The sequence below is a fragment of the Hymenobacter nivis genome, from assembly GCF_003149515.1.
In the GTDB taxonomy this organism is placed as follows: Bacteria; Bacteroidota; Bacteroidia; order Cytophagales; family Hymenobacteraceae; genus Hymenobacter; species Hymenobacter nivis.
This window is the reverse complement of sequence record NZ_CP029145.1, coordinates 4,959,503-4,978,600: the sequence shown is the minus strand read 5'-3', so window position 1 is coordinate 4,978,600 and position 19,098 is coordinate 4,959,503. Positions and strand designations below refer to the sequence as shown.

Below are 19,098 nucleotides of genomic sequence, written 5' to 3'. Positions count from 1 at the left end.
AAGAATTACTTATGCACCCGTAGCAAAACTCATTAACCCATTGCTAGTAATGTATGTACACTAATCTAGCGCTGGCAGCTTATTCGCCCGCCGCCGGGGCCCGCCGCTGCGACTGGGCCCGGGCCAAGCGCAAGTACTTGGGCGATACCCACAGCAGACCGAACTCGGCTGAACCGTCGCGGCCGGTGGTTTTGTGGTGCATCTTGTGGGCCATGTTCAGGGCCCGCAGGTAGGCGTTTTGAGATTTTTTCCAGAAACGCAGGCGGCCGTGGATCAGCACATCGTGCACAAAAAAGTACACAGCACCGTAGACCGCGATGCCCACGCCCACCCAAAACCACCAGCGGCTTCCGCTACCCCCGGTAATAAACAGCGCTGCCGACAGGGCCCCGTAAATCACAAAAAACAGGTCGTTGCGCTCAACTGGGTGCGGGTGGCGCACGTGGTGGGAGCGGTGCAGCACCCACAGAGGCCCGTGCTGCACGTACTTGTGCATGAACCACGCCCAAAACTCCATGAAGGCGAAGGTGGCAAGGGTGACGGCGGCAGCAAGCAGAGCGGGCATGTGGAGCTAACCGGGTAAGGCGGCGGTTGGTTTTAAAATAGGCCGCGGGGGCCCTACCAGCTAATTTTCTCTTTGCTCAAAAACGCACCGATGCCGCGGCGGCAATCGTCGGAGCCGCGCAGCGCGGCGTTGCGCTGGGCGGCGTAGCGCAGGGCTTCTTCGAGGGCCATTTCGGGCAGGGCAGCCAGCATTTCCTTGGTTACTTCCATGCTCTGGCCCGAGTTTTCGCGGCACAGGCGCTGGGCGTAGGTGCGCACAGTGGCGGCCAGCTCATCGGCCGGCACCAGGAAATTGACGAGGCCCAGGTCGAGGGCCGTTTGGGCCGATACTACGTCGCCGCTCAGCAGCAACTGCTTGGTACGGGCCTCCCCTATCTTACGCAGCAGAAATACGCTGACGATGGCCGGCAAAAAGCCAATTTTTACTTCGGTGTAGCCAAACTTGGCCTCGGGCACGGCGAAGGTGATGTCACAGATGGCGGCCAGGCCGCAGCCACCGGCGATGGCGTGGCCCTGCACCTGCCCAATGACGACTTTTTTGAGCGTGTACACCTGGTGGAACAGCTGCATGAGGTGCGTGCTGTCGTCCAGGTTATCGGTGTAGCCGAAGCCTTGCAGCTCCTGGATGTAGGCCAAATCGGCCCCGGCGCAGAACACGTCGCCAGCGGCGCGCAGCACCACTATTTTGCAGTCCTCGTCGTTCTCGGCGTATTCAAAAGCCCGCTTTAGTTCGGCTACTACGTCGGCGTTCAGGGCGTTGCGCTTTTCGGGGCGGTTGAGGGTAATGTAGGCAATGCGGTCCTCGCAGCCGTAGGTGAGGTAGCGCAGGGCTTCGAGTTGGGGCGTAAGCAGGTGGTCCATGAGCGTGCGAATGAAGCGTGGAGCGGGCCAACGGGCACCGGAAAAAAGACCCAGCCTGCCACCGAACGGTGGCGTCCCGGCTGGTAAGTAACGCAAAAAACCGGCGAATGGCTAGCGCGCCTCACCCGGGCCAGCCCCATACCCAGCCAAAATAGCTCCGCGGCTGCCCAACTGGCGCCGGGGCCCGACGGCCGGCGGCGGATCTCAGCGGCCCGGCGGGCGCAGCCGAAACGCACCCTGGGCCGCCACGTCCCAGGTGCGGAAACCCTGGGCGTGCAGGGCCGAATCGTGGCGGGCCACATACCAGCTTTTGCACGATGAGTCAAATACCACTTGCGCCTGCGGGCCGAAAGTGGCCGCCAGGGCCCCGGGCGTCACGCGGGCGTTGCGGCGCAGCACCAGCACGTCGAGCGGCGTGGGGCGGGCCGCCGGGCCCAGGCGGCCGCTCACAAAGCCCAGCCGCAGGCCGCGCCAGGAGGCCAGCACCACGGGGCTGGTTTGCAGGTAAAACTTGGGATTAGTGCTGTCGGCGTCGGCGAGGCGGCGGGTGGGCACGGTGGCCCCGCGCCAGCCCACGCGGCAGGCCGGGGCCCGGGCGCCGCGCTGGATGAGGCCGGGCAGCAGGCGGTAGGTGCGCTCGGTTTCGGAGAGCGGCAGCGAGTCGGCGGCCACGAACTCGGCCGTAGGGCCCTGCCAAAAGCCCACCACCGAGCGCCGCGGGATGCTGTACACCACGAACTCTTCGAGCGGGGCCCCGGCGCGGGCTTCGGCCACGCGGCTGCCGGCCAGCACTACCGCCACGCTGGCCGCGGCGCCCAGCCAGACAAGGCGGCGGGTGCGCTGCCAGACCAGCCACGCGCCCAGCAGCCCAAACACAAGCACCGTTTGCCCGGCTGTGACGTGGATTTCGCGCACCAGGGCCCCCGGCAGGGCCCGGCCAATCCAGCCGATGTACTCGTTGAAGGCCCAAATCATTTGCTCGAACACCCAGGCCAAGCCTTGCGGCAGCAGGTCGAGGGCCGCGTTGGCGGCGGCGGGCAGCACCAGGCCCAGCAGCGCCAGCGCGCCCTTCAGCAGCAGCAGGGCCAGGCCCACGTACACTGCGCCGCTGGAAATGGGTACCGCTACCAGGTTGGAAAACAAGAAGCTGAGTGGAAACTGGTGGAAGTAGTAGAGTCCCAGCGGGAACGTGGCCACCTGCACGGCCAGGCTCAGGGCGGTGGCTTGCCACACGGCCTCGGCCGCCCAGCCAGTGCCGCGCCAGGCGGCTTGCGCGGGTTTGGATTGCCAAGGGCGCTGGCGGCCAGCAAAGTACGCCTTGGCATCAAACCAACGAGCGATGCGCGGCTGCAAGTACACGATGCTCAGCACGGCCAGAAACGAAAGCTGGAACCCCACGTCGGCCACCAGAAACGGGTCGTACAGCAGCAGGCAAAATGCGGCTACGGCCAGCGTGTTGACGATGCCTTCCTGCCGGCCGGCGGCGCGGCCCACAATCACGAAGGAAAACATCACCGCCGCCCGCAGTACCGAGGGCGAAAGGCCGGTTAGAAACGCGTAGGCCCAGATAACGGCCAGCCCCACCCCCGCCGACCAGTACCGAAACCCGCGCACCCGCCCGAAGCTGAGCCGCAAAGCCCAGGTAAGGGCCGCAAACAGCAGCCCCACTTGCAGCCCCGACACGGCCATGATGTGCGTGGTGCCGGTGGCGGCGTAGGCCTGCTTAGTATCAGCGTCTACGTCGTCCTTGATGCCCAGCACCAGCGCCGAGGCCAGCGCGTACTCGCGCTTCTCCTTAACGTAGTGCTTGAATACGCCTTCAATCTGCTTAGCCGCCCGCATACTGACGGCTACCAGATAGTTGGGCGGGGCCATGCCCACCACCCGGTACTGATCGGGGTGGATGAATTGCTGGTGGTACACCTGGTGAAAGGCCAGGTAGCGGCGGTAGTCGAACTCGCCGGGATTCAGGGGCCCCTTGCTGGCATCGGGGTGGCCGCGCACGAGCCACACCGCGCCGTAGCGCGGCGGGGCCCCGGCCCCCGCGCGCGGCACCGACACGCGGATGCCACCGGTGGCGGTGCGCCAGCGGCCGGCCACGCGCACGGCGCGTACCCGCAGCGTGGTGGCGTAGGTGGCAAGCCGCACCACGGTGTAGTCGTCCACCACGGCCTGGTAAGCCTCCACCCGGGGCCCCAGCTGGGCGAGGTGGTCGGGGCGGCGGCTCTCGGTAGCGCGCTGAGCCAGGGCGGCCCCCAGCACCGCCACAGCCAGCAGCGCGAGCAGCCCGGCAGCATCGGTAGCGGCGGGGTGGGGCCGGCGCACGGCCCCGGCCAGCAACGCCGCGCTGGCCGCGGCCAGTCCCAGGGCCCCGGGCCATAACGTGGGCCAGCCTGCGCCCAGTACCATGTAGGCCACGATGCCCAAAATCAGCGCGGGGGTGTAGCGCAGGAAAGGAAACTTGGCCCAGGTAATCATCTTCGTGTTCGTGCGGGCCCCGGCAAAAGAATAGGGCCCGGCAATGTAGCCGCTGGCCGGCACAACCGCCGGTCCAGCATTGCGCGCCCGCGCTGCCAGGCTAGCGGCGCGTTTCGCCCCAACCGCTGGCCGCCATTATCTTGGCGGCCTACTTTCTGCCCTCCCGATGCTTTCCTTAATTCGCCGCCTCAAGCTCAGCTACGCCGTTTACAACATTTTCCAGCGTAGCCGGCTGCTGCACAACGTGCCGGTTTATAAAAAGCTGGGGCTGAGCAAGCGCTACTTTTCGCCCATCAGCAGCCGCGACTTTGCCCACTTGCCCGCGCCCGATGCCAGCGCCGGCCCCGCCCTGGCCCAGCGGCTGGCGGCCAGCCCCGCTTTCGGGGCCCTGGGCGGGGCCGGGCAAGCCAGCCTGCTCGGGTTTGAGGCGAACGGCTTTGCGGTGCTGCCCGGCTTTTTTAGCGCCGGCGCCGTGGATGGCATCAACGACGAGCTGGCGCGGCTCATCGCCCGCAAGCAGGTGGCGCGGCGCTACGGCAACAAGTTTATGTTCGTGTACCGCAAGTCGGCCCGCATCCGGCACGCGGGCGAAGCCTCGGGGTTGCGCGACCTCATTTCGGCCCTACTGGGCCACGAGGCGGCATTGTTTCAAAGTATTAACTTCATCAATGGCAGCGAGCAGCACACCCATTCCGACAGCATCCACATGAGCACGTATCCGCTCGGCGGCCTGGCCGCGGCCTGGGTCGCGCTCGAAGACATCACGACGGAAAACGGGCCCCTGCACTACTTCCCCGGCAGCCACACGCTGCCCTACTACCTTAACGCCGACTACCAGAACGAAGGCACGGCCTGGCTCATCGGCGACAAAAGCTACGCCGCCTATGAGCAGTTTATCGAGGGCCGCGTGGTGGCGCTGGGCCTGCGGAAAGAAGTATTCCTGGCCCGGAAGGGCGACGTTTTCATCTGGCACGCCAACTTGCTGCACGGCGGCGAGCCGCACCGCAACAAGGCGCTGACGCGCCGGAGCATGGTGTTTCACTACTTCAGCCCGGCCCACGTGTGCTACCACGAAATCACCCAGCGGCCGGCACTGCTGTAACGTGAGGGCCCCAGGGCCATCCAGAGCTTTTGAAGCCGGTTACGTTTCTTTTTCAACGTTGAGCAGATCCTTGCTAAAGCTAAAAAAGCTTTTCGCAACCCTGAAAAAAAATTATGCCGCGAGAGCGAACACAAAAGGCCCGGGCGTAAAACCGTTGCCAAAACAGCTTGGCCTGCCACCCGTAAAAAGAGGCCATTTCCGCGTGCGGAAATGGCCTCTTTCGGCTTGTCTGGTGGGGCCCCCTACCCCAGCACCATCCGGTAGTGCTGGATATTGGCCTCCTCAAACATCTCCCCTTCCGTTTGGAAACCGTGGCGCTCGTAGAACGGTACGGCGCGGAGTTGAGCGTTCAGGTACACTTCCTTGTCGGGCAGTTCCGCGCGCACATCGGCCAGCACGGCGTACAGCAGCGTGGCCCCGATGGCCTGGTTGCGGTAGTTTTCCAGCACGGCGAAGCGCTCCAGCTTCACGCCGTTTTCGGTTTCGCGCCAGCGGGCAGCCCCGGCGGGCGTGCCGTCAGGGGCCCGGGCCAGGTAGTGGCGGGCGTCGCGGCGGTCGTGCTCGTCGTTTTCGAGGGCGGCGGGTACGCCCTGGCCTGCTACAAACACGGTTTTACGGATGGTGAAGGCGGCGTCGAGGTCGCGCAAATCGGTGACGCGGTAAGCGGAAGCTGACATAGAACGGGATGTTTAAAAACCGGTGAACGGAAAACGGGGCCCCGGCTTTTCAGCCCGGGCCCCGCTAATATTCCAAAAAAAATGCCAACCGGCCGGCTACAGGGCCTGCTCGTGGTTCACGGGCAGCTCGGCTCCGGGGGTGGGGCTCCCGGGTTCCTGCTGCTCGCGCAGGCGGCGCTCGTGGCGCTCGTCGCGGCGGGGCGGGGCCCCGGCCTGGGCGGCCTGGCGGCTCATTTCGTCGGTGTCGAACTTGTCGTAAGCTTCCACAATTTCCTTCACCAGGCGGTGGCGCACCACATCTTCGGAGGTCATTTCGACATAGCCGATGCCCTGCACGTTTTTCAGGATATCCATGGCCTGCATCAGGCCCGATTTCTGGCGCGTAGGCAGGTCAATCTGGCTGCGGTCGCCGTTCACCATCACCTTGGCCGTGGGGCCCATCCGGGTCAGGAACATCTTAATCTGGCTCGGCGTGGTGTTCTGGGCTTCGTCGAGCAGCACGAAGGCGTTGTTGAGCGTGCGACCGCGCATGTAGGCCAGGGGCGCGATTTCGATGATCTTGTTTTCCTGGTAAAACTTCAGCTTTTCGGCCGGAATCATGTCCTCCAGGGCGTCGTAAATCGGGCGCAGGTAGGGGTCCACCTTCTCCTTCATGTCGCCAGGCAGGAAACCCAGGCTTTCGCCGGCCTCCACCACGGGGCGCGAGATGATGATCTTTTTGACCTCTTTGTTCTTCAGCGCCCGCACGGCCAGCGCCACCGAAATGTAGGTTTTGCCGGTGCCGGCGGGGCCCAGCGCGAAGGTCAGGTCGTGCTTCATCACGGTATCCACCAGTTTCTGCTGGTTGGGAGTTTTGGCCTTGATGACGCCGCCCTTGGCCCCAAACAGAATAACGTCGGGCGAGGCGGCCAGCACGCGGCCCTCGGCTTCTTCCGAGGTAGCGGAGAGGTACTGGTTCACGTCGCGGTCCGTGACGATGCCGTACTGGTGGTAGTGCTCGATGAGCGAGCTGAGGATATCATTAATGCGAGCAATGACGACTGTCTGGCCCTGGATTTTGATTTCGTTGCCGCGGCTGATGATTTTGGAGCCCGGAAACGCGGCCGCCAGCTGGCGGATGTTTTGGTTATCGGCCCCGAGGAAATCCACCAGGGAGACGTTTTCAAGGGTGATGACTTTTTCGACCAATCTTTTGGAGATGAGGAAGTGATGAAAAATAGGAATCCCGAACCACCTACAAAGGCCCGGGCATCCACCCAAACCGGCTACTTTTGCCCCGGTGCGGGCGGCTCAACAATACTACGAAAAACTACGGAACGCGGGCATGGGATTGATAACGCTGCTGACGGATTTTGGCTACCGCGACCACTACGTGGCTGCGCTCAGGGCCCGGCTGCTGCGCCTAGCCCCCGGCGTGCCGGTGGTTGATATCAGCCACAGCGTCGAGCCGTTCAACACCGCGCACGCCGTGCACGTTCTCCAGGCCGTGTTTCGGGATTTTCCCACGGGCACCGTGCACGTGGTGGGCGTGAACGACCACGGCGCGGGGCCCGAGTCGGTATGGCACGCGGCCCAGTACCAGGGCCACTACTTCGCGGTGGCCGACAACGGCATCCTGGCCCTACTCTGCGACGGCCCCCCCGAGGCCTGGGTGGCACTGCCGGCCGCCGCCACCGCTTCGCCCACCCGCGACGTGCTGCTGCCCGCCGCCGTGGCCCTGGCCCAGGGCGCGCCGCTGGCCAGCCTGGGCCCCCCGGCTGCCGACTTGTACGTGCGCACCAACCGCCAGCTGCGCTTGCTGGACCACCGCATCACGGGCCACGTGGCGCACGTGGACCACTACGGCAACCTGATTACCAACATCTCGCGCGCCGCCGTGGAAGCTGTGGGCCACGGCCGGCCGTTCAGCGTGCACTTCGGGCGCGAGGTGCTGAAGGGGGTGCAGCCGCACTTTTCGGCCGCGCCCGCCGGCGAGGCCGTCGTCGTATTCAACAGCCAGGACTACCTGTGCCTGGGCATCTGCGAGGGCAATGCCGCCGAACTGTTCGGCCAGTACTTCGACTCGCAGGTGGACGTGCGCTTCGCGGCGGAATAGGGCCCCGGGCGGGTGGGCGGGCGCTACGAAAAAAGAACGTCGTGCTGAGCCTGCCGAAGCATCTCTACCGCAGCAGTAAATGATTACTGGCGCGGAAGAGATGCTTCGGCTGCGCTCAGCATGACGTTCTTATGTGAGCAGTAGAGCAGCTAGAACTACTTGCCGAACGCCTTTTTCAGGTTAGCGGCGGCGAGCTGCTCGGCTTCTTTGGCCTGGGGCACCACAGCGGCCATGCCGAAGAATTCGTGCGTCGTGCCGTCGTACAGTTTGTAATCGACTTTCACGCCGGCCTTCTGGAGGTTATCGGCCAGGGTTTTTCCTTCGCTCATCAGCGGGTCATACTCGGCCGAGATGACGGTGGTGGGTTCCAGCCCTTTCAGGTTGGCGGCCACCAAGTTCACGCGGGGGTCTTTACCGTCGGCGGGGCTGCGCAGGTAGTTTTTGAAAAACCAGGCCATCGCCGGGGCGTTCAGGGGCGCGGTATCGGTGTATTTTTGGTACGAGGGCGTGGTCATATCGTACCCGGCGATGGGGTATACCAGCACCTGGTACTTGGGCAGGGCCACCTTGCGGTCGCGAGCCATCATGCTCACGGCGCAGGCCAGGCCGCCACCGGCGCTTTCGCCCATCACGGCCACCCGGTTGGGGTCACCCTTCATCGAAGCAGCGTTCTTCAGCACGTATTGGTAGGCCGCGAAAGCATCGTCGTGAGCAGTGGGGAACTTATGCTCCGGGCCCTTGCGGTATTCCACCGACACCAGCACGGCTCCCACCTGCTCGCACATGGCCTGGGCCGAAGCGGCGTAGGTGTCATTAGTAGCGATTACCCAGCCGCCGCCGTGGTAATACACGATGACGGGAAACGGGGCCGTGCCACTCTTGGGCGTGTACACGCGGGCCCGTACGCCGGGGGCCACCGTTACACTCATCGTATCGCAGTTCATGGGTGGTGTGGGGATGTTGCTCACCTGCATCTGCTTTTTAAGGGCATCGGCGAAGCTGGGCTGCTGGCGGGCCTGGACGGCGGTGAGCGTGGGCAGCGGCTTCGGGCTGAAGCTCATCAGCTGCTCAATCACGGCTGCCATCGCGGGGGTGAGGTTGGGCCCCCAGGCGGGCTTGGGACCGGTGGGCTTCACGGCGCCGGTGCCGGCGGCCGTGGCCACGGTGGCGGTGCTATCGGAGGCCGCGTTGGTTTCGCTTGGCACCACCACGGCGGTTTTATCGGTGTTGGTTTCGGTGGGCTTGCTGTTGCAGCCGCCCAGCAGCAGGCCGGCGGCGGCCAGCGCGGCCGGGTATGAGAAAATACGTTTCATGCGAGGAGAAGGTGAACATTTAAAACAACTCCCCTTCCTTACGGCGCAGTAGGGAGCTAGTTACGTCCCTACCCTCTTTACCAGAATGCCGTGGCTTCCGACCCGGGGCCCGGGGAGCCCTAGCGCCAGCCGCCGCCCAGGGCGTGGTGGGGGTCGGTGGTGGCCTGGAGCTGCCGGAGGCAGTCGTTCACGCTGCTGAACTGGGCAGCGCGCAGGCTCTGCTGCGAGGTCAGCATGTCGGTGTAGGTGGCCGAGCTGTACTTGAGCAGCTCCCGGGTGAAGTCGACGGCGCGTTGCAGGGCCACCAGCTGGTTGGTGCGGATGGCGACCTTCTGGCCGACGGTTTGGTAGGCGTACAGCCCGTTCGACACTTCCCGGCCGGCCCCGAGCAGGGTTTGCTGGCCTTGGATGATAGCCGGGAAATCGTTGTGGAGCAACGTAATGCGCGGCTGCACCTACACCACGACGTAGGGCAGAACTTTGGGCGGGCCACCGTCTTTGCCGCCGGGGCCCCGGCGGCCCGCGGCCCCACCGTCGGCGGTGTATTTTTTGCCGCCGCAAGCCATGACCAGGCCCAGCAGGGCCCCCATACAGCGGCGCGAAGCGCCCAACGAACGAGCAGCAGGGCATTGAGCACCATAGAAAGAACGTATCCCGCCATTAACGGAAAACCTGGCCGCTGGCCAACTCCGCGGGGCCGTTCTCGCCGGGGCCCACCGTTGGGCCGCCGAACCGGGCAAAACCATCAAGCGGCTTTGTCGGTAAGCAGGGCCCACCGCCCGGCCCCGCGCCGGCCTACCTTCGCCCCATGCCCGACGCCATCTCCGCCCCTGCCCCTGCCGATTACTTCGCCTTCTACGGCCTGCCCGAGTCGTTCCGGCCCGATGAGTTCACCCTCAAGCGCCTCTACTACGCCAAAAGCCGCGAAACCCACCCCGACTTCCACGCCACTTCCAGCCCCGACAACCAGGCTGAAATGCTGCGCCAGGCCACCCTCAATACCGATGCCTACCGCACCCTGGCCGACGCCGATCAACGTATGGCTTACCTGCTGCGCCACCATGGCTTGCTGGTGGAAGGCCAGTCGGAGCAGCTCCCGCCCAATTTTTTGATGGACGTGATGGACCTCAACGAGCAGCTGATGGAGCTGGAAATGGACCCTGACCCCACCGCCGTGGGCCCCATAGCCGCCGAAGCCCAGGCCCTGGCCGACACCCTCGACGCCGGCATCGAGCCCGTTCTCGCTGGCTACGAGCAGCTTCCTACCGACCACCGCCCCGCTGCCCTGCGCCAGGTCCTCACGTACTACTTAAAGAAGCGCTACCTGTTGCGCATCCAGCGGCAAGTGGCTACCTTTACGGCCCGCTCCTGATGCCGGCAGAGCGGAATTGTTCTGCAAAACTCATCCTGCCCGGATGGCGGAACCGGTAGACGCGTTGGTCTCAAACACCAATATCGCAAGATGTGCCGGTTCGACTCCGGCTCCGGGTACGACATACTGCTACGGGAACCCCCGAATCGTCGCTTACTACGTAGTAGAAGCACTTTTCGGGGGTTTTTGCATTTGATGCACTACCCCGTATATACCGACTTACTACGGGAAAACTGCCACTGTACGTGCCACTGCTTTTGCCACTACTTTCTCCTGGTCATGATAATCAAGTTTGAACGCCGTACTGACCAGCCGGATGCTGCTGGGCGCTGCAAAGTGTATTTGGTGGCAACTTTCGACGGGCAGCGCCTGCGGCTGAGCACGGGGGAGCGGTGTGAGACGGCCGGATGGTTTGCCGAAAAAGGACGGTTCCGGAAATCATTCGCTGGGTACCAGGACGCGAATGACGTGCTCGATGCGTTAGGGGAACGGGTGGCCAAGGCGTACCGGGACCTGCGCACAACGAGCGTAGTAGTCACCCCAGCCCTATTGAAAGAGGCGTTGGCCCCGAAAGTGGCGGCGGCGGACTTACCGCCCGCGCCGCTGCTCACGGACTTGTTCGGGGCGTACATCGAGGTGCTGCGGGCCCGGGGGTTCCGGTTTCACACCCTGAAAGGCTACAAGACGGCGCACAACACGCTGCTGGAATTTGCCGCGACGCGGCCGGGGCGGCTGACGACGGCGGACTACGACGCGGAGGTGCACGACGGGCTGCTGGGGCATTTGCGGGACGTGCGCGGGTCGGCCCAGAACACGGTGGCGGGCGTGGTCAAGCAGCTCAAGCCGTTTTTGGCGTGGGCCCGCGACGAGCGGGGGCAAGCGCTGGCCGTGGACCCGGGCAAGCTGCGGGTGGAGTGGGAAGACGTGGAAAAGGTGTGGCTGACGGCCGCCGAACTGGGGCGGCTAGAAACGGTGAAGCTGCCCGACAACCTGGGGCCCGTGCGGGACGCGTTCTTGTTTTGCTGCTACACGGGGCTGCGCTACTCGGACCTTTCGGCCCTGCACGCGGGCAACGTGAAGGAATGGGACGGCGGGCGCATCCTGCGGCTAACGCAGACCAAGACGCGCACGGGGGTGAGCATCTACCTCACGCCGCCGGCCGGGGCCCTGAGGTGGTCGGGTGAATCAGGAGAGAATTGGGTGCTAAATTCCCAACCTCATGGAAAAAGCTCCTCCCACGAAACGGCCGCGTTATGAGGCGGCCTTCCGCGCCGAAGCCTTGCGCTTAGCCAACGAAAGCCACTCTACGCTGGCCGCCGCACGCGCCTTGAACATTGACCCCAAACGACTCTATGCCTGGCAGAAAGCGACTCAACAGCCCTTGCCGGCTGACCCAGCCGAGGCCGCCGAGGTGCGCGCCCTACGTCAGGCCAACAAACGCCTGGCCCAAGAACTGGAGATTTTAAAAAAAGCCATCGTTATCTTCTCGACCACCCCGACGCTGTGATCCAATTACAGTTCATTGATCAGCAACGTCTTCACTATCCCGTGCAGGTGCTTTGCCAGGCCCTCGGTGTGGTACCCAGCCGCTACTATGCCTGGCGTAAAGGCGCGGCGGCGCGAGCTACAGCCCCCGCGGAGCCGGCCTGGGAAACGGCGTTAGTCGACGTGTTTGATACCCATCAACGCCGCTACGGCACCCGCCGCTTACGCGTCGAGTTGCGCGGGTTGGGGCACCCGGTAGGGCGGCAAGCCATCCGCACAGTGTTGCGTCGCCAAGCGCGCAAAGCGTTGCAAACCAAAGCGTTTGTGCCGCGCATCACCGATTCGACCCACGGCAAGCGCTGCGCCCCGAATCGGCTGCTGGACCAGCCAAAACCGACCCAAGCTAATCGGGTGTGGGTCAGCGACATTACCTACCTGCCCCTGGCCAATGGGAACTGGGTTTACTGCTGCGCCTTCCAGGACGTGTGCACCAAGCAGGTAGTGGGCTGGCAAGTACGGGCTGATATGCCCGAGGACCTGGTTACCAAGGCTTTGCAGCGAGCCTTGCTCGCCCAGCGGCCTGCGCCTGGGCTGGTTGTGCACTCCGACCGGGGCGGCCAGTACGTGGGCAACAGCTATGAGACGCTGCTACGCGAGGCGAAGGCCCAGCTCTCACATAGCCGAGTCGGCGACTGCGACGATAATGCGCAGGCCGAAAGCTTGTGGTCGCGCCTCAAAACCGAACTGCTCGAACTCCGCGACTGGCCTGTTTTCACGGATTTAGCGGACGCGCAAGCCAGCGTGGCCGATTATGTTGACTACTATAATCACAAACGCCGCCACGCCAGTATCGGCTATTCGAAGCCTTAGCACTTTCACCAGCAACTACTTGCCAACATCACCCAATTCTCTCCTGCTTAACTAGTGCTTAGTCAGGCAAATTGACTAACAGAATGCAGGCAATTTAGGTTAGCCTGGTATGGCCCGACCAATCACCCCTTTTACCCTACCGGCCGCCGACCAGGCCGCCCTGGAAAACTTCACCCGCACAGGCTGCCGCCCGGTGCGGGCCGTGCGCCGCGCCCAAGCTCTGCTGGCCTTGGCTACGGGCATCGGCCAACAGGCGGCCGGTAAGGCCGTCGGCCTGAACCGGCAGACCGTAAGCGAACTGCGCCGCCGCTACGAAGCAGGCGGCTGGCAGTGCGCGCTGACCGAGGCCCCGCGTAGTGGCACGCCCCCGCGCTTCGACGGGCCCCAGCGGGCCGCCCTCACCGCCTTGGCCTGCACGCCAGCCCCGGTAGGCCACAGCCGCTGGACGCTGCGTCTGCTGGCTGACAAGGCCGTGGAGCTGGCGCTGGTAGAAACCATTTCCCACGAAACAGTGGCGCAGGTGCTCAAAAAAACGAGTTGCCGCCTCACCGCCAGCAGCACTGGTGCCTGGGGGCAGTGAACGCCGCGTTTGTTGCGCGGATGGAAGACGTACTGGCCGTGTACGAGCGGCCTTACCACCCGCTCTTTCCGGTCGTCTGCTTCGATGCGCGCCCGTGCGTGCTGCACGGCCAGCCCGTCCCCCTGCCGCCGGTCCCGGCCCAACCCGCCGTGGGCGAGCAACCGGCCAAAGCCGGGCGGCCCCGCCGGGAAAGCAGCACCTACGTGCGCCAGGGTACGGCCTGCCTGCTGGTGGCCTTCGAGCCGGGCCTCGGCCAGCGCCTGGTCGAGGTCTCGGCCCGCCGCACCGGGGCTGACTACTGCCGCTTTAGGCAGGCCCTGGCCGCCACCTACCCGCAGGCCGAGAAAATCGTGTTGGTGCAGGACAACCTCAACACCCATACCGATGCCGTCTTCTACCAGCACCTGCCAGCCGCCGAAGCCCGGGCGCTGGCCGCGCGCTTTGAGGTGCATTACACGCCTAAAAACGCTTCCTGGCTCAACATGGTCGAACTCGAACGCTCGGCCATCGCCCGCCAGTGCCTGCACCAGCGTATCCCCACGCAAGACGAACTCACCGCCCACGTCGCCGCGTGCGTGGCCGAGCGCAATGCGGCGCGGGCCACCGTAAAATGGCAGTTCACCCTGGAAAAAGCGCGCGTCAAACTCGACCGGCACTATCAGAAAATTAGGGCAGCTAATTTGCCTGACTGAGCACTAGACCACCTCAGACTTATCACTGGTCCGGTTGTTCAACGGCGGGGCCGCTGGCTAAGCGGTAATCCAAACTCGTTTCTTCTGCGCCCGGCACCCCAACCGCAGAACTGCGCCAGGTTCTACCACTTAATTTCCGTAACCCATATGAAAATTATTCTTTGGTATCGCAACGATTTGCGCACCCACGACCACGAGGCTCTCTGGCAGGCTGCCCAGGAAACCGTGCAGGTAGTGCCCGTTTACGTCTTTGATCCGCGCCTGCTGGCCGAGCATCCGTTGGGTTTCGCCAAAACTGGGCCCGTGCGACAGCAATTTCTGGCCGAGTCGGTGCAGGATCTACGGCTGCGGCTGCGGCAGTTAGGCTCCAACCTCATCGTTCGGGTGGGACTTCCTGAGGAGGTACTGCCGGCCCTGGCCCAGGAACTGGGGGCCGAGGCGGTGTACGCGTCTGAGGAAGTGACGCAGGAGGAGCTGGCGGTGGAAACGGCCCTGGAGCAGCGCCTGCTGGCCGCCGGCCGCACCCTGCGCACGTTCTGGCAAACCACGCTCCACCACCTTGATGACCTGCCGATGCCAGTGCGCAACCTGCCCGACGTCTTCACTCAGTTCAAAAACAAGGTGGAGAAGTTTGGGAAGGTGCGACCCATGTTTGCCGTGCCCGACAACCTGGAGTTCAACGAAACCCTGGAGCTGGGAACCGTGCCGGCCGTGCCCGCGGCGGCCGAGTACCGGCCGGCTTTTCGGGGCGGCGAGACGGAAGCCTTTCATCGCCTGCACGACTACTTCTGGACCAAAGACCTGCTCAGAACCTATAAGGAAACCCGCAACGGTATGCTGGGCTTGGATTACTCCTCCAAGTTTTCGGCCTGGTTGGCGCTGGGCTGCCTCTCGCCGCGCTTCGTGCTGGCCGAAATCCAGCGCTACGAAACCGAGCGGATCCAAAATGAATCAACGTACTGGATGGGCTTCGAGCTGCTCTGGCGCGACTACTTCCGCTTCGTAGCCGTCAAGTTCGGCAACCGGATTTTTCGGTCGAATGGACTCAAGGAGGAACCGTTGCGGCACATGCCGGCCACTACCAAATCGGCGCAGAGAACCTTTGAGCAGTGGCGGCTCGGCGAGACGGGCGTGCCCTTGATTGATGCCAACATGAAGGAGCTGCTCGAAACTGGCTTCATGTCGAACCGGGGGCGGCAGAACGTCGCTAGCTTTTTGGTCAAGGACTTGCAGCTGGACTGGCGTTGGGGCGCGGCCTGGTTCGAGAGCCAGGGCATCGACTACGACCCGTGCTCGAACTGGGGTAACTGGCTCTATGTAGCGGGCGTCGGCAACGACCCCCGCGAGACCCGCTACTTCGATATTTTGCGCCAAGCCACTTACTACGACCCCGCCGGCGAGTATGTGAAGCACTGGCTGCCCCAACTCGAGCACGTCCCCGCCGACAAGGTACACGCGGTGGGGTTGCTCACCAACGACGAACAGAAACACTTCGCCGTGCGCCTGGGCGTTGACTATCCCAACCCGCTGGTAGACGTACGCAAGTGGGGCCGGGAAGATGACAGCCGATAGCCGCCGGGGTGGGGCGCGCAGAACTAACGGCCGCATCTGCGGGGTTAACGCGGTGGGCTAGGCTTGCGGGCCGGTGGTGGCCGCCGTTACGGCAGCGGGAAGGCCAGGGCGGTTTACTGCTTGCGAAGAGCCTGGTAGGCGGGGCGCAGGTAGCGGACGTGTTCGGCCAACTCCTCGGCGGCGCGCTTGTGGTTGAGGCGCACGATAGCCTTGGTTTAGAGGGTGTTAGGAAATTAAGCGGGAGCTAAACGATTGAGACACCTGGTCATGTTGGCCACCAGCAGCTAGGTTTCGTGGGAGCGCGGGGTGTATTCGTCGTCGATGGCCAGCCGCCGGAAGCTGGTGAGCCAGGCAAAGGCGCGCTCCACGACCCAACGCTTCGTCACGGGTACGAAGCCGCGGGCACTGGGCGGGCGGCTGCCAATTTGGTGCGTGAGCCCGAGGCGGGCCAGGTGCCGGGCAAAGCGCCCGCGATAGCCCCTGTCCGTCACCACCGTAATTAGGCGCTGGCCCAATTGGGTCGGGCCGGCAGCAGGGCAAGGGCTTCTACCCCGTCGTGCCCGTTGGCCGCATGGACCCGGCAAGCCAGAATGCGGCCTTGTACGTCGGTCAAAATCCGACATTTACGGCCATTGACGTGCTTGCCCCCGTCGACGCCCCGGTGCTCACAGATGCGCGGGGCGAGGCGCACGCTTTGGCTATGGAGGCAGACGAGCGAGGGGGTTGGCGGCCAGCCGGTCCGCTTGGTTGACAGCATCCGTTAGGGCCTGCCACCGGCCGGTGAGCGGCCAGCGACGGAAGTAGTAGTACACGGCCGACCGCGGGGGAAAGCTGCTGGGCAAGCAACGCCACTGGCAGCCCGTGCGGCAGACATAGCGCACGGCATCAATTACTTGGCGTAGACAATGACGACGTTTTCGTTGCGTAGGCAACGACGGAGCGATAACTTGCCATTGCGAGTCAGTGAGGGGTTGATGCGAGTCGACCATAAGGCGGGCGGGAGCCTAGGAACTCCGCCCGCAACTTACTGGCTCGTTTTCTTTTTCCCTACCGCGATTCCCTAACACGCTCTTAGAGCGGTTTCCAATTCAATGTACAGAATTTCACGTACCTTCTGTTATGAAAGCGTATTCGATTGATTTGCGGGAACGGGTAGCGGCGGCATGTGCCGCGCCGCAGGCCCGGATTTACCAAGTGGCGGCGCAATTCAGCGTTTCCATCTCCTTCGTGGACAAGCTTTTGCGTCGTCAACGTACGAGCGGTTCGCTGGCGGCCCTGCCCGCGAGCGGCGGCCCGATGCCGCGCCTGGACCCGGCGGGCCAGGACCTGTTGCGGGCCAGGACCTGTTGCGGGCCTGTCTGGTGGCGCAGCCCGACGCGACACTGGCCGAAATAAGCCTCGCCTTGGCCGCCGCCGCCGGCCCGGCCCTGAGCCGCACGAGTACGTGGCGGGCGGTCGAGCGCCTGGGGTGGGGGCGCAAAAAAAAAGCATCCACGCCGCCGAGCGTGACACCGAACGCGTCGTAGCCTTGCGCCGCTTGTTTTTGGAAGCCATTCAGCCAGAAGATGTTACCCGTTTCGTATTCGTGGACGAGACGAGCACTAACCTCACCTACTGCCGCCGCTATGGCCGGGCCCCGGCCGGCCAGCGCCTGGACCAGGCCGTGCCGTTGCTCAGCGGCCCGAACGTGACGCTCCTCGCCGCCCTGACCCCGGACGGGCTCGGGGCGTTGCTCAGCGTCAACGGGGCTGTCAACGGGGCTGTCAACGGCGACGTGTTTGCCGCCTACCTCGACCAGGTGCTCGGCCCCACCCTGCGGCCGGGCGACGTGGTGGTACTCGACAACCTCTCCGTGCATAAGGTGGACAGGCTGGACGATATCGTGCGCAAATACGGGGCACGGCTGCGCTACCTGCCGCCTTATTCGCCTGATTTCAACCCCATTGAACTGGCTTTTAGCAAGCTCAAGACGTGGCTGCGCACCGCCAAGGCCCCTACCCGCGACCTGCTGGAGGAAGCCATCCGGGCCGCCGCCGAGTGGGTAACCGAACAGGATGCCAAAAATTGGTTTAACCATTGTGGATATCATGTACAGTGATTTGGAAACCGCTCTAGCAATCCTTTACAACTCTGAATTACCTCAACCTCTTCCATAAATTCAATATCATGCGTCTGGAACTGCACGCAATATAGAGGTGCTGTGAGGTGGTCCGATTACGCTGGACAGTTTAGGGCATTAAGTTGAAGAAGCTGTTGGTGAGTGTGATACGGCAGTTGATAGGCGATGCTGGAGTGCAAACGTTCGTGATTATAGTAGTCAAAATAGATGGCCACGCTGGCCTGGGCGTCGGCCAGGTCGGCAAAAACGGGCCGCTCCCGTAGCTCGAGCACCTCCGTTTTGAGGCGCGACCATAAGCTTTCCGCCTGGGCATTGTCGTCGCAATCGCCCCGGCGGCTCTGCGAGCGCAGGGCCTGGTGGTCGTGGAGCAGTTGCCGGTAGACAGACGTTGCCACAATACTGCCCACCCCGGTCGGAGTGGACCAGTAAGCCGGGCGTGGGCGGTTACGCCCAAAAAGCGCGCTGCAAGGCACGGGTAATAAGCTCCTCCGGCATCGAAACTCCCACCTGCCAGCCCAGTACCTGCTTGCTGGCCATGTCCTGGTACGCGCACAAGTACACCCAGTCACCGTTGGCCAGCGGCAGGTACGTGCTATCGCTGACCCAGACCCGGTTGGCCTGGGTGGGCTTGGGCTGGTCAAGCAGCCGATTCGGCGCGCAGCGCAGGCCGTGGGGCGAGTCGGTGGTGCGCGGAGTGTAGGCCTTGGGTTGCAGCGCGTGCAGCCCCCGTCGGCGCATGGCCGTACGTAGCCGCTGGCGGCCCACCCGGTAGCCTTTCTGGCGCAGGGCCACCCGCAGCCGGCGGGTGCCGTAGCGGCGTTTGTGGTGCGCGAAAACTTGGACCAAGGCCGCTTCCCAGGCGGGTGGCTCCTGGTTGACTGCCTGCCGTTGCGCTTGGTGCCACGCATAATAGCCGCTGGCCGGCATGCCCAGCACCTGGCAGAGCCGGCGCACGGGGCACTGAGCGCGTTGCACCTCGATGAAGCGGTAACGACTCATTGGCTGTCGGTCACGGAAAAGATGGCGATGGCTTTTTTTAAATTGTCCAACTCCTGGGCCTGCCGCTGATTGGCAGCCCGCAACGGCCGCAATTCGGCCGCCGTGGCTGGGTCCAGCTCCGCCCCACGGGCGGCCGCCACCGGCGTAAGCGCTTGCTGCTGCCACTTGTAAATGCGCTTGGGGTCGATGTTCAAGGCGCGCGCGGCGGCCTGAGTCGAGCGGCTTTCACCGGCCAGGCGCAGGGCTCCGGCCCGGAAGGCGGCATCGTAACGCCGACGTTTGGTAGGTGGGGGACTGTCTTTCATAAAGTTGGAAAGTT

Annotated in this window: 24 protein-coding genes and 1 tRNA gene; 12 read left to right on the top strand and 13 right to left on the bottom strand. The window is 64.0% G+C overall.

Annotated features, from left to right (window positions below):
- Positions 1-79: 79 nt before the first annotated feature.
- The 3 genes from DDQ68_RS22065 to DDQ68_RS22055 form a co-directional block, all read right to left on the bottom strand.
- The gene (locus tag DDQ68_RS22065) at positions 80-565 is read right to left on the bottom strand and encodes a sterol desaturase family protein (protein ID WP_109658230.1); all 486 of its coding nucleotides are present in this window, start codon (positions 563-565) and stop codon (positions 80-82) included.
- A gap of 53 nt (positions 566-618) precedes the next feature.
- Positions 619-1,425, bottom strand: coding sequence for an enoyl-CoA hydratase/isomerase family protein (locus tag DDQ68_RS22060; protein ID WP_109658229.1), 807 nt, complete (start codon positions 1,423-1,425; stop codon positions 619-621).
- Positions 1,426-1,629: 204 nt separating this feature from the next.
- On the bottom strand, positions 1,630-3,966 hold the full coding sequence (locus DDQ68_RS22055; RefSeq protein ID WP_162550345.1) for a ComEC/Rec2 family competence protein: 2,337 nt from the start codon (positions 3,964-3,966) through the stop codon (positions 1,630-1,632).
- Between the two features lie 103 nt (positions 3,967-4,069).
- Here DDQ68_RS22055 and DDQ68_RS22050 point away from each other — a divergent pair, with 103 nt between their 5' ends.
- Positions 4,070-5,005 (top strand): phytanoyl-CoA dioxygenase family protein, encoded by a 936-nt coding sequence (locus DDQ68_RS22050; RefSeq protein WP_109658227.1) that lies wholly within the window; start codon positions 4,070-4,072, stop codon positions 5,003-5,005.
- A gap of 242 nt (positions 5,006-5,247) precedes the next feature.
- Here DDQ68_RS22050 and DDQ68_RS22045 read toward each other — a convergent pair whose 3' ends face one another.
- Complete coding sequence (locus DDQ68_RS22045) at positions 5,248-5,682, bottom strand: GNAT family N-acetyltransferase (RefSeq protein WP_109658226.1); 435 nt, start codon at positions 5,680-5,682, stop codon at positions 5,248-5,250.
- Positions 5,683-5,778: 96 nt separating this feature from the next.
- On the bottom strand, positions 5,779-6,870 hold the full coding sequence (locus tag DDQ68_RS22040) for a PhoH family protein (RefSeq protein WP_109658225.1): 1,092 nt from the start codon (positions 6,868-6,870) through the stop codon (positions 5,779-5,781).
- A 136-nt stretch (positions 6,871-7,006) separates the two neighbouring features.
- Between DDQ68_RS22040 and DDQ68_RS22035 the strand changes: the two genes are divergently transcribed.
- On the top strand, positions 7,007-7,777 hold the full coding sequence (locus DDQ68_RS22035; RefSeq protein ID WP_109658570.1) for an SAM hydrolase/SAM-dependent halogenase family protein: 771 nt from the start codon (positions 7,007-7,009) through the stop codon (positions 7,775-7,777).
- A 155-nt stretch (positions 7,778-7,932) separates the two neighbouring features.
- Here the strand turns inward: DDQ68_RS22035 and DDQ68_RS22030 are convergent, their stop codons facing one another.
- From DDQ68_RS22030 to DDQ68_RS24350, 3 genes are all read right to left on the bottom strand, one after another.
- The gene (locus DDQ68_RS22030; RefSeq protein ID WP_109658224.1) at positions 7,933-9,090 is read right to left on the bottom strand and encodes an alpha/beta hydrolase; all 1,158 of its coding nucleotides are present in this window, start codon (positions 9,088-9,090) and stop codon (positions 7,933-7,935) included.
- A gap of 119 nt (positions 9,091-9,209) precedes the next feature.
- Positions 9,210-9,527: a TolC family protein gene (locus tag DDQ68_RS22025; protein ID WP_162550344.1), complete on the bottom strand. Its 318-nt coding sequence runs from the start codon at positions 9,525-9,527 to the stop codon at positions 9,210-9,212.
- Between the two features lie 18 nt (positions 9,528-9,545).
- A complete protein-coding gene (locus DDQ68_RS24350) occupies positions 9,546-9,680 on the bottom strand; it encodes a hypothetical protein (RefSeq protein WP_281271056.1) in 135 nt (44 codons plus the stop codon).
- Between the two features lie 218 nt (positions 9,681-9,898).
- Between DDQ68_RS24350 and DDQ68_RS22020 the strand changes: the two genes are divergently transcribed.
- From DDQ68_RS22020 to DDQ68_RS21985, 8 genes are all read left to right on the top strand, one after another.
- Positions 9,899-10,462: an iron-sulfur cluster co-chaperone HscB C-terminal domain-containing protein gene (locus tag DDQ68_RS22020; protein ID WP_109658222.1), complete on the top strand. Its 564-nt coding sequence runs from the start codon at positions 9,899-9,901 to the stop codon at positions 10,460-10,462.
- A gap of 37 nt (positions 10,463-10,499) precedes the next feature.
- Positions 10,500-10,581: transfer RNA gene (locus DDQ68_RS22015), tRNA-Leu, on the top strand.
- Positions 10,582-10,741: 160 nt separating this feature from the next.
- Positions 10,742-11,719 (top strand): hypothetical protein, encoded by a 978-nt coding sequence (locus tag DDQ68_RS22010; protein WP_162550343.1) that lies wholly within the window; start codon positions 10,742-10,744, stop codon positions 11,717-11,719.
- A complete protein-coding gene (locus tag DDQ68_RS22005) occupies positions 11,682-11,969 on the top strand; it encodes a transposase (protein ID WP_109658220.1) in 288 nt (95 codons plus the stop codon). The genes DDQ68_RS22010 and DDQ68_RS22005 overlap by 38 nt, the downstream gene beginning before the upstream one ends.
- A complete protein-coding gene (locus tag DDQ68_RS22000) occupies positions 11,966-12,817 on the top strand; it encodes an IS3 family transposase (protein WP_109658219.1) in 852 nt (283 codons plus the stop codon). Before DDQ68_RS22005 ends, DDQ68_RS22000 begins: the two co-directional genes overlap by 4 nt.
- 109 nt (positions 12,818-12,926) lie before the next feature.
- Complete coding sequence (locus DDQ68_RS21995) at positions 12,927-13,397, top strand: helix-turn-helix domain-containing protein (protein WP_109658218.1); 471 nt, start codon at positions 12,927-12,929, stop codon at positions 13,395-13,397.
- The gene (locus DDQ68_RS21990; protein ID WP_245897462.1) at positions 13,394-14,089 is read left to right on the top strand and encodes an IS630 family transposase; all 696 of its coding nucleotides are present in this window, start codon (positions 13,394-13,396) and stop codon (positions 14,087-14,089) included. The genes DDQ68_RS21995 and DDQ68_RS21990 overlap by 4 nt, the downstream gene beginning before the upstream one ends.
- A 147-nt stretch (positions 14,090-14,236) precedes the next feature.
- On the top strand, positions 14,237-15,661 hold the full coding sequence (locus DDQ68_RS21985; protein WP_109658216.1) for a DASH family cryptochrome: 1,425 nt from the start codon (positions 14,237-14,239) through the stop codon (positions 15,659-15,661).
- 284 nt (positions 15,662-15,945) lie between these two features.
- Here DDQ68_RS21985 and DDQ68_RS25065 read toward each other — a convergent pair whose 3' ends face one another.
- Positions 15,946-16,176 carry a hypothetical protein gene (locus DDQ68_RS25065; protein ID WP_438830714.1) on the bottom strand — a complete coding sequence of 77 codons (231 nt, stop codon included), beginning with the start codon at positions 16,174-16,176 and terminating at the stop codon, positions 15,946-15,948.
- Positions 16,177-16,359: 183 nt separating this feature from the next.
- Positions 16,360-16,650 (bottom strand): transposase, encoded by a 291-nt coding sequence (locus DDQ68_RS24910; protein WP_109658215.1) that lies wholly within the window; start codon positions 16,648-16,650, stop codon positions 16,360-16,362.
- A 130-nt stretch (positions 16,651-16,780) separates the two neighbouring features.
- Here DDQ68_RS24910 and DDQ68_RS23240 point away from each other — a divergent pair, with 130 nt between their 5' ends.
- Both DDQ68_RS23240 and DDQ68_RS21970 read left to right on the top strand, forming a co-directional pair.
- Positions 16,781-17,056 (top strand): hypothetical protein, encoded by a 276-nt coding sequence (locus DDQ68_RS23240; RefSeq protein WP_162550306.1) that lies wholly within the window; start codon positions 16,781-16,783, stop codon positions 17,054-17,056.
- A 133-nt stretch (positions 17,057-17,189) separates the two neighbouring features.
- Entirely contained in the window at positions 17,190-17,759 is a 570-nt protein-coding gene (locus DDQ68_RS21970; protein WP_245897198.1) for an IS630 family transposase, read from the top strand.
- Between the two features lie 116 nt (positions 17,760-17,875).
- On the opposite strand, the gene DDQ68_RS21965 is transcribed toward DDQ68_RS21970, so the two are convergent.
- The 3 genes from DDQ68_RS21965 to DDQ68_RS21955 are packed head-to-tail and all read right to left on the bottom strand — an operon-like array spanning position 17,876 to position 19,084.
- A complete protein-coding gene (locus DDQ68_RS21965; RefSeq protein WP_162550341.1) occupies positions 17,876-18,175 on the bottom strand; it encodes an integrase core domain-containing protein in 300 nt (99 codons plus the stop codon).
- Positions 18,176-18,224: 49 nt separating this feature from the next.
- Positions 18,225-18,779 carry an IS3 family transposase gene (locus DDQ68_RS21960; protein WP_109658212.1) on the bottom strand — a complete coding sequence of 185 codons (555 nt, stop codon included), beginning with the start codon at positions 18,777-18,779 and terminating at the stop codon, positions 18,225-18,227.
- Positions 18,776-19,084 carry a transposase gene (locus tag DDQ68_RS21955; RefSeq protein ID WP_109652459.1) on the bottom strand — a complete coding sequence of 103 codons (309 nt, stop codon included), beginning with the start codon at positions 19,082-19,084 and terminating at the stop codon, positions 18,776-18,778. Before DDQ68_RS21955 ends, DDQ68_RS21960 begins: the two co-directional genes overlap by 4 nt.
- Between the last annotated feature and the right edge of the window lie 14 nt (positions 19,085-19,098).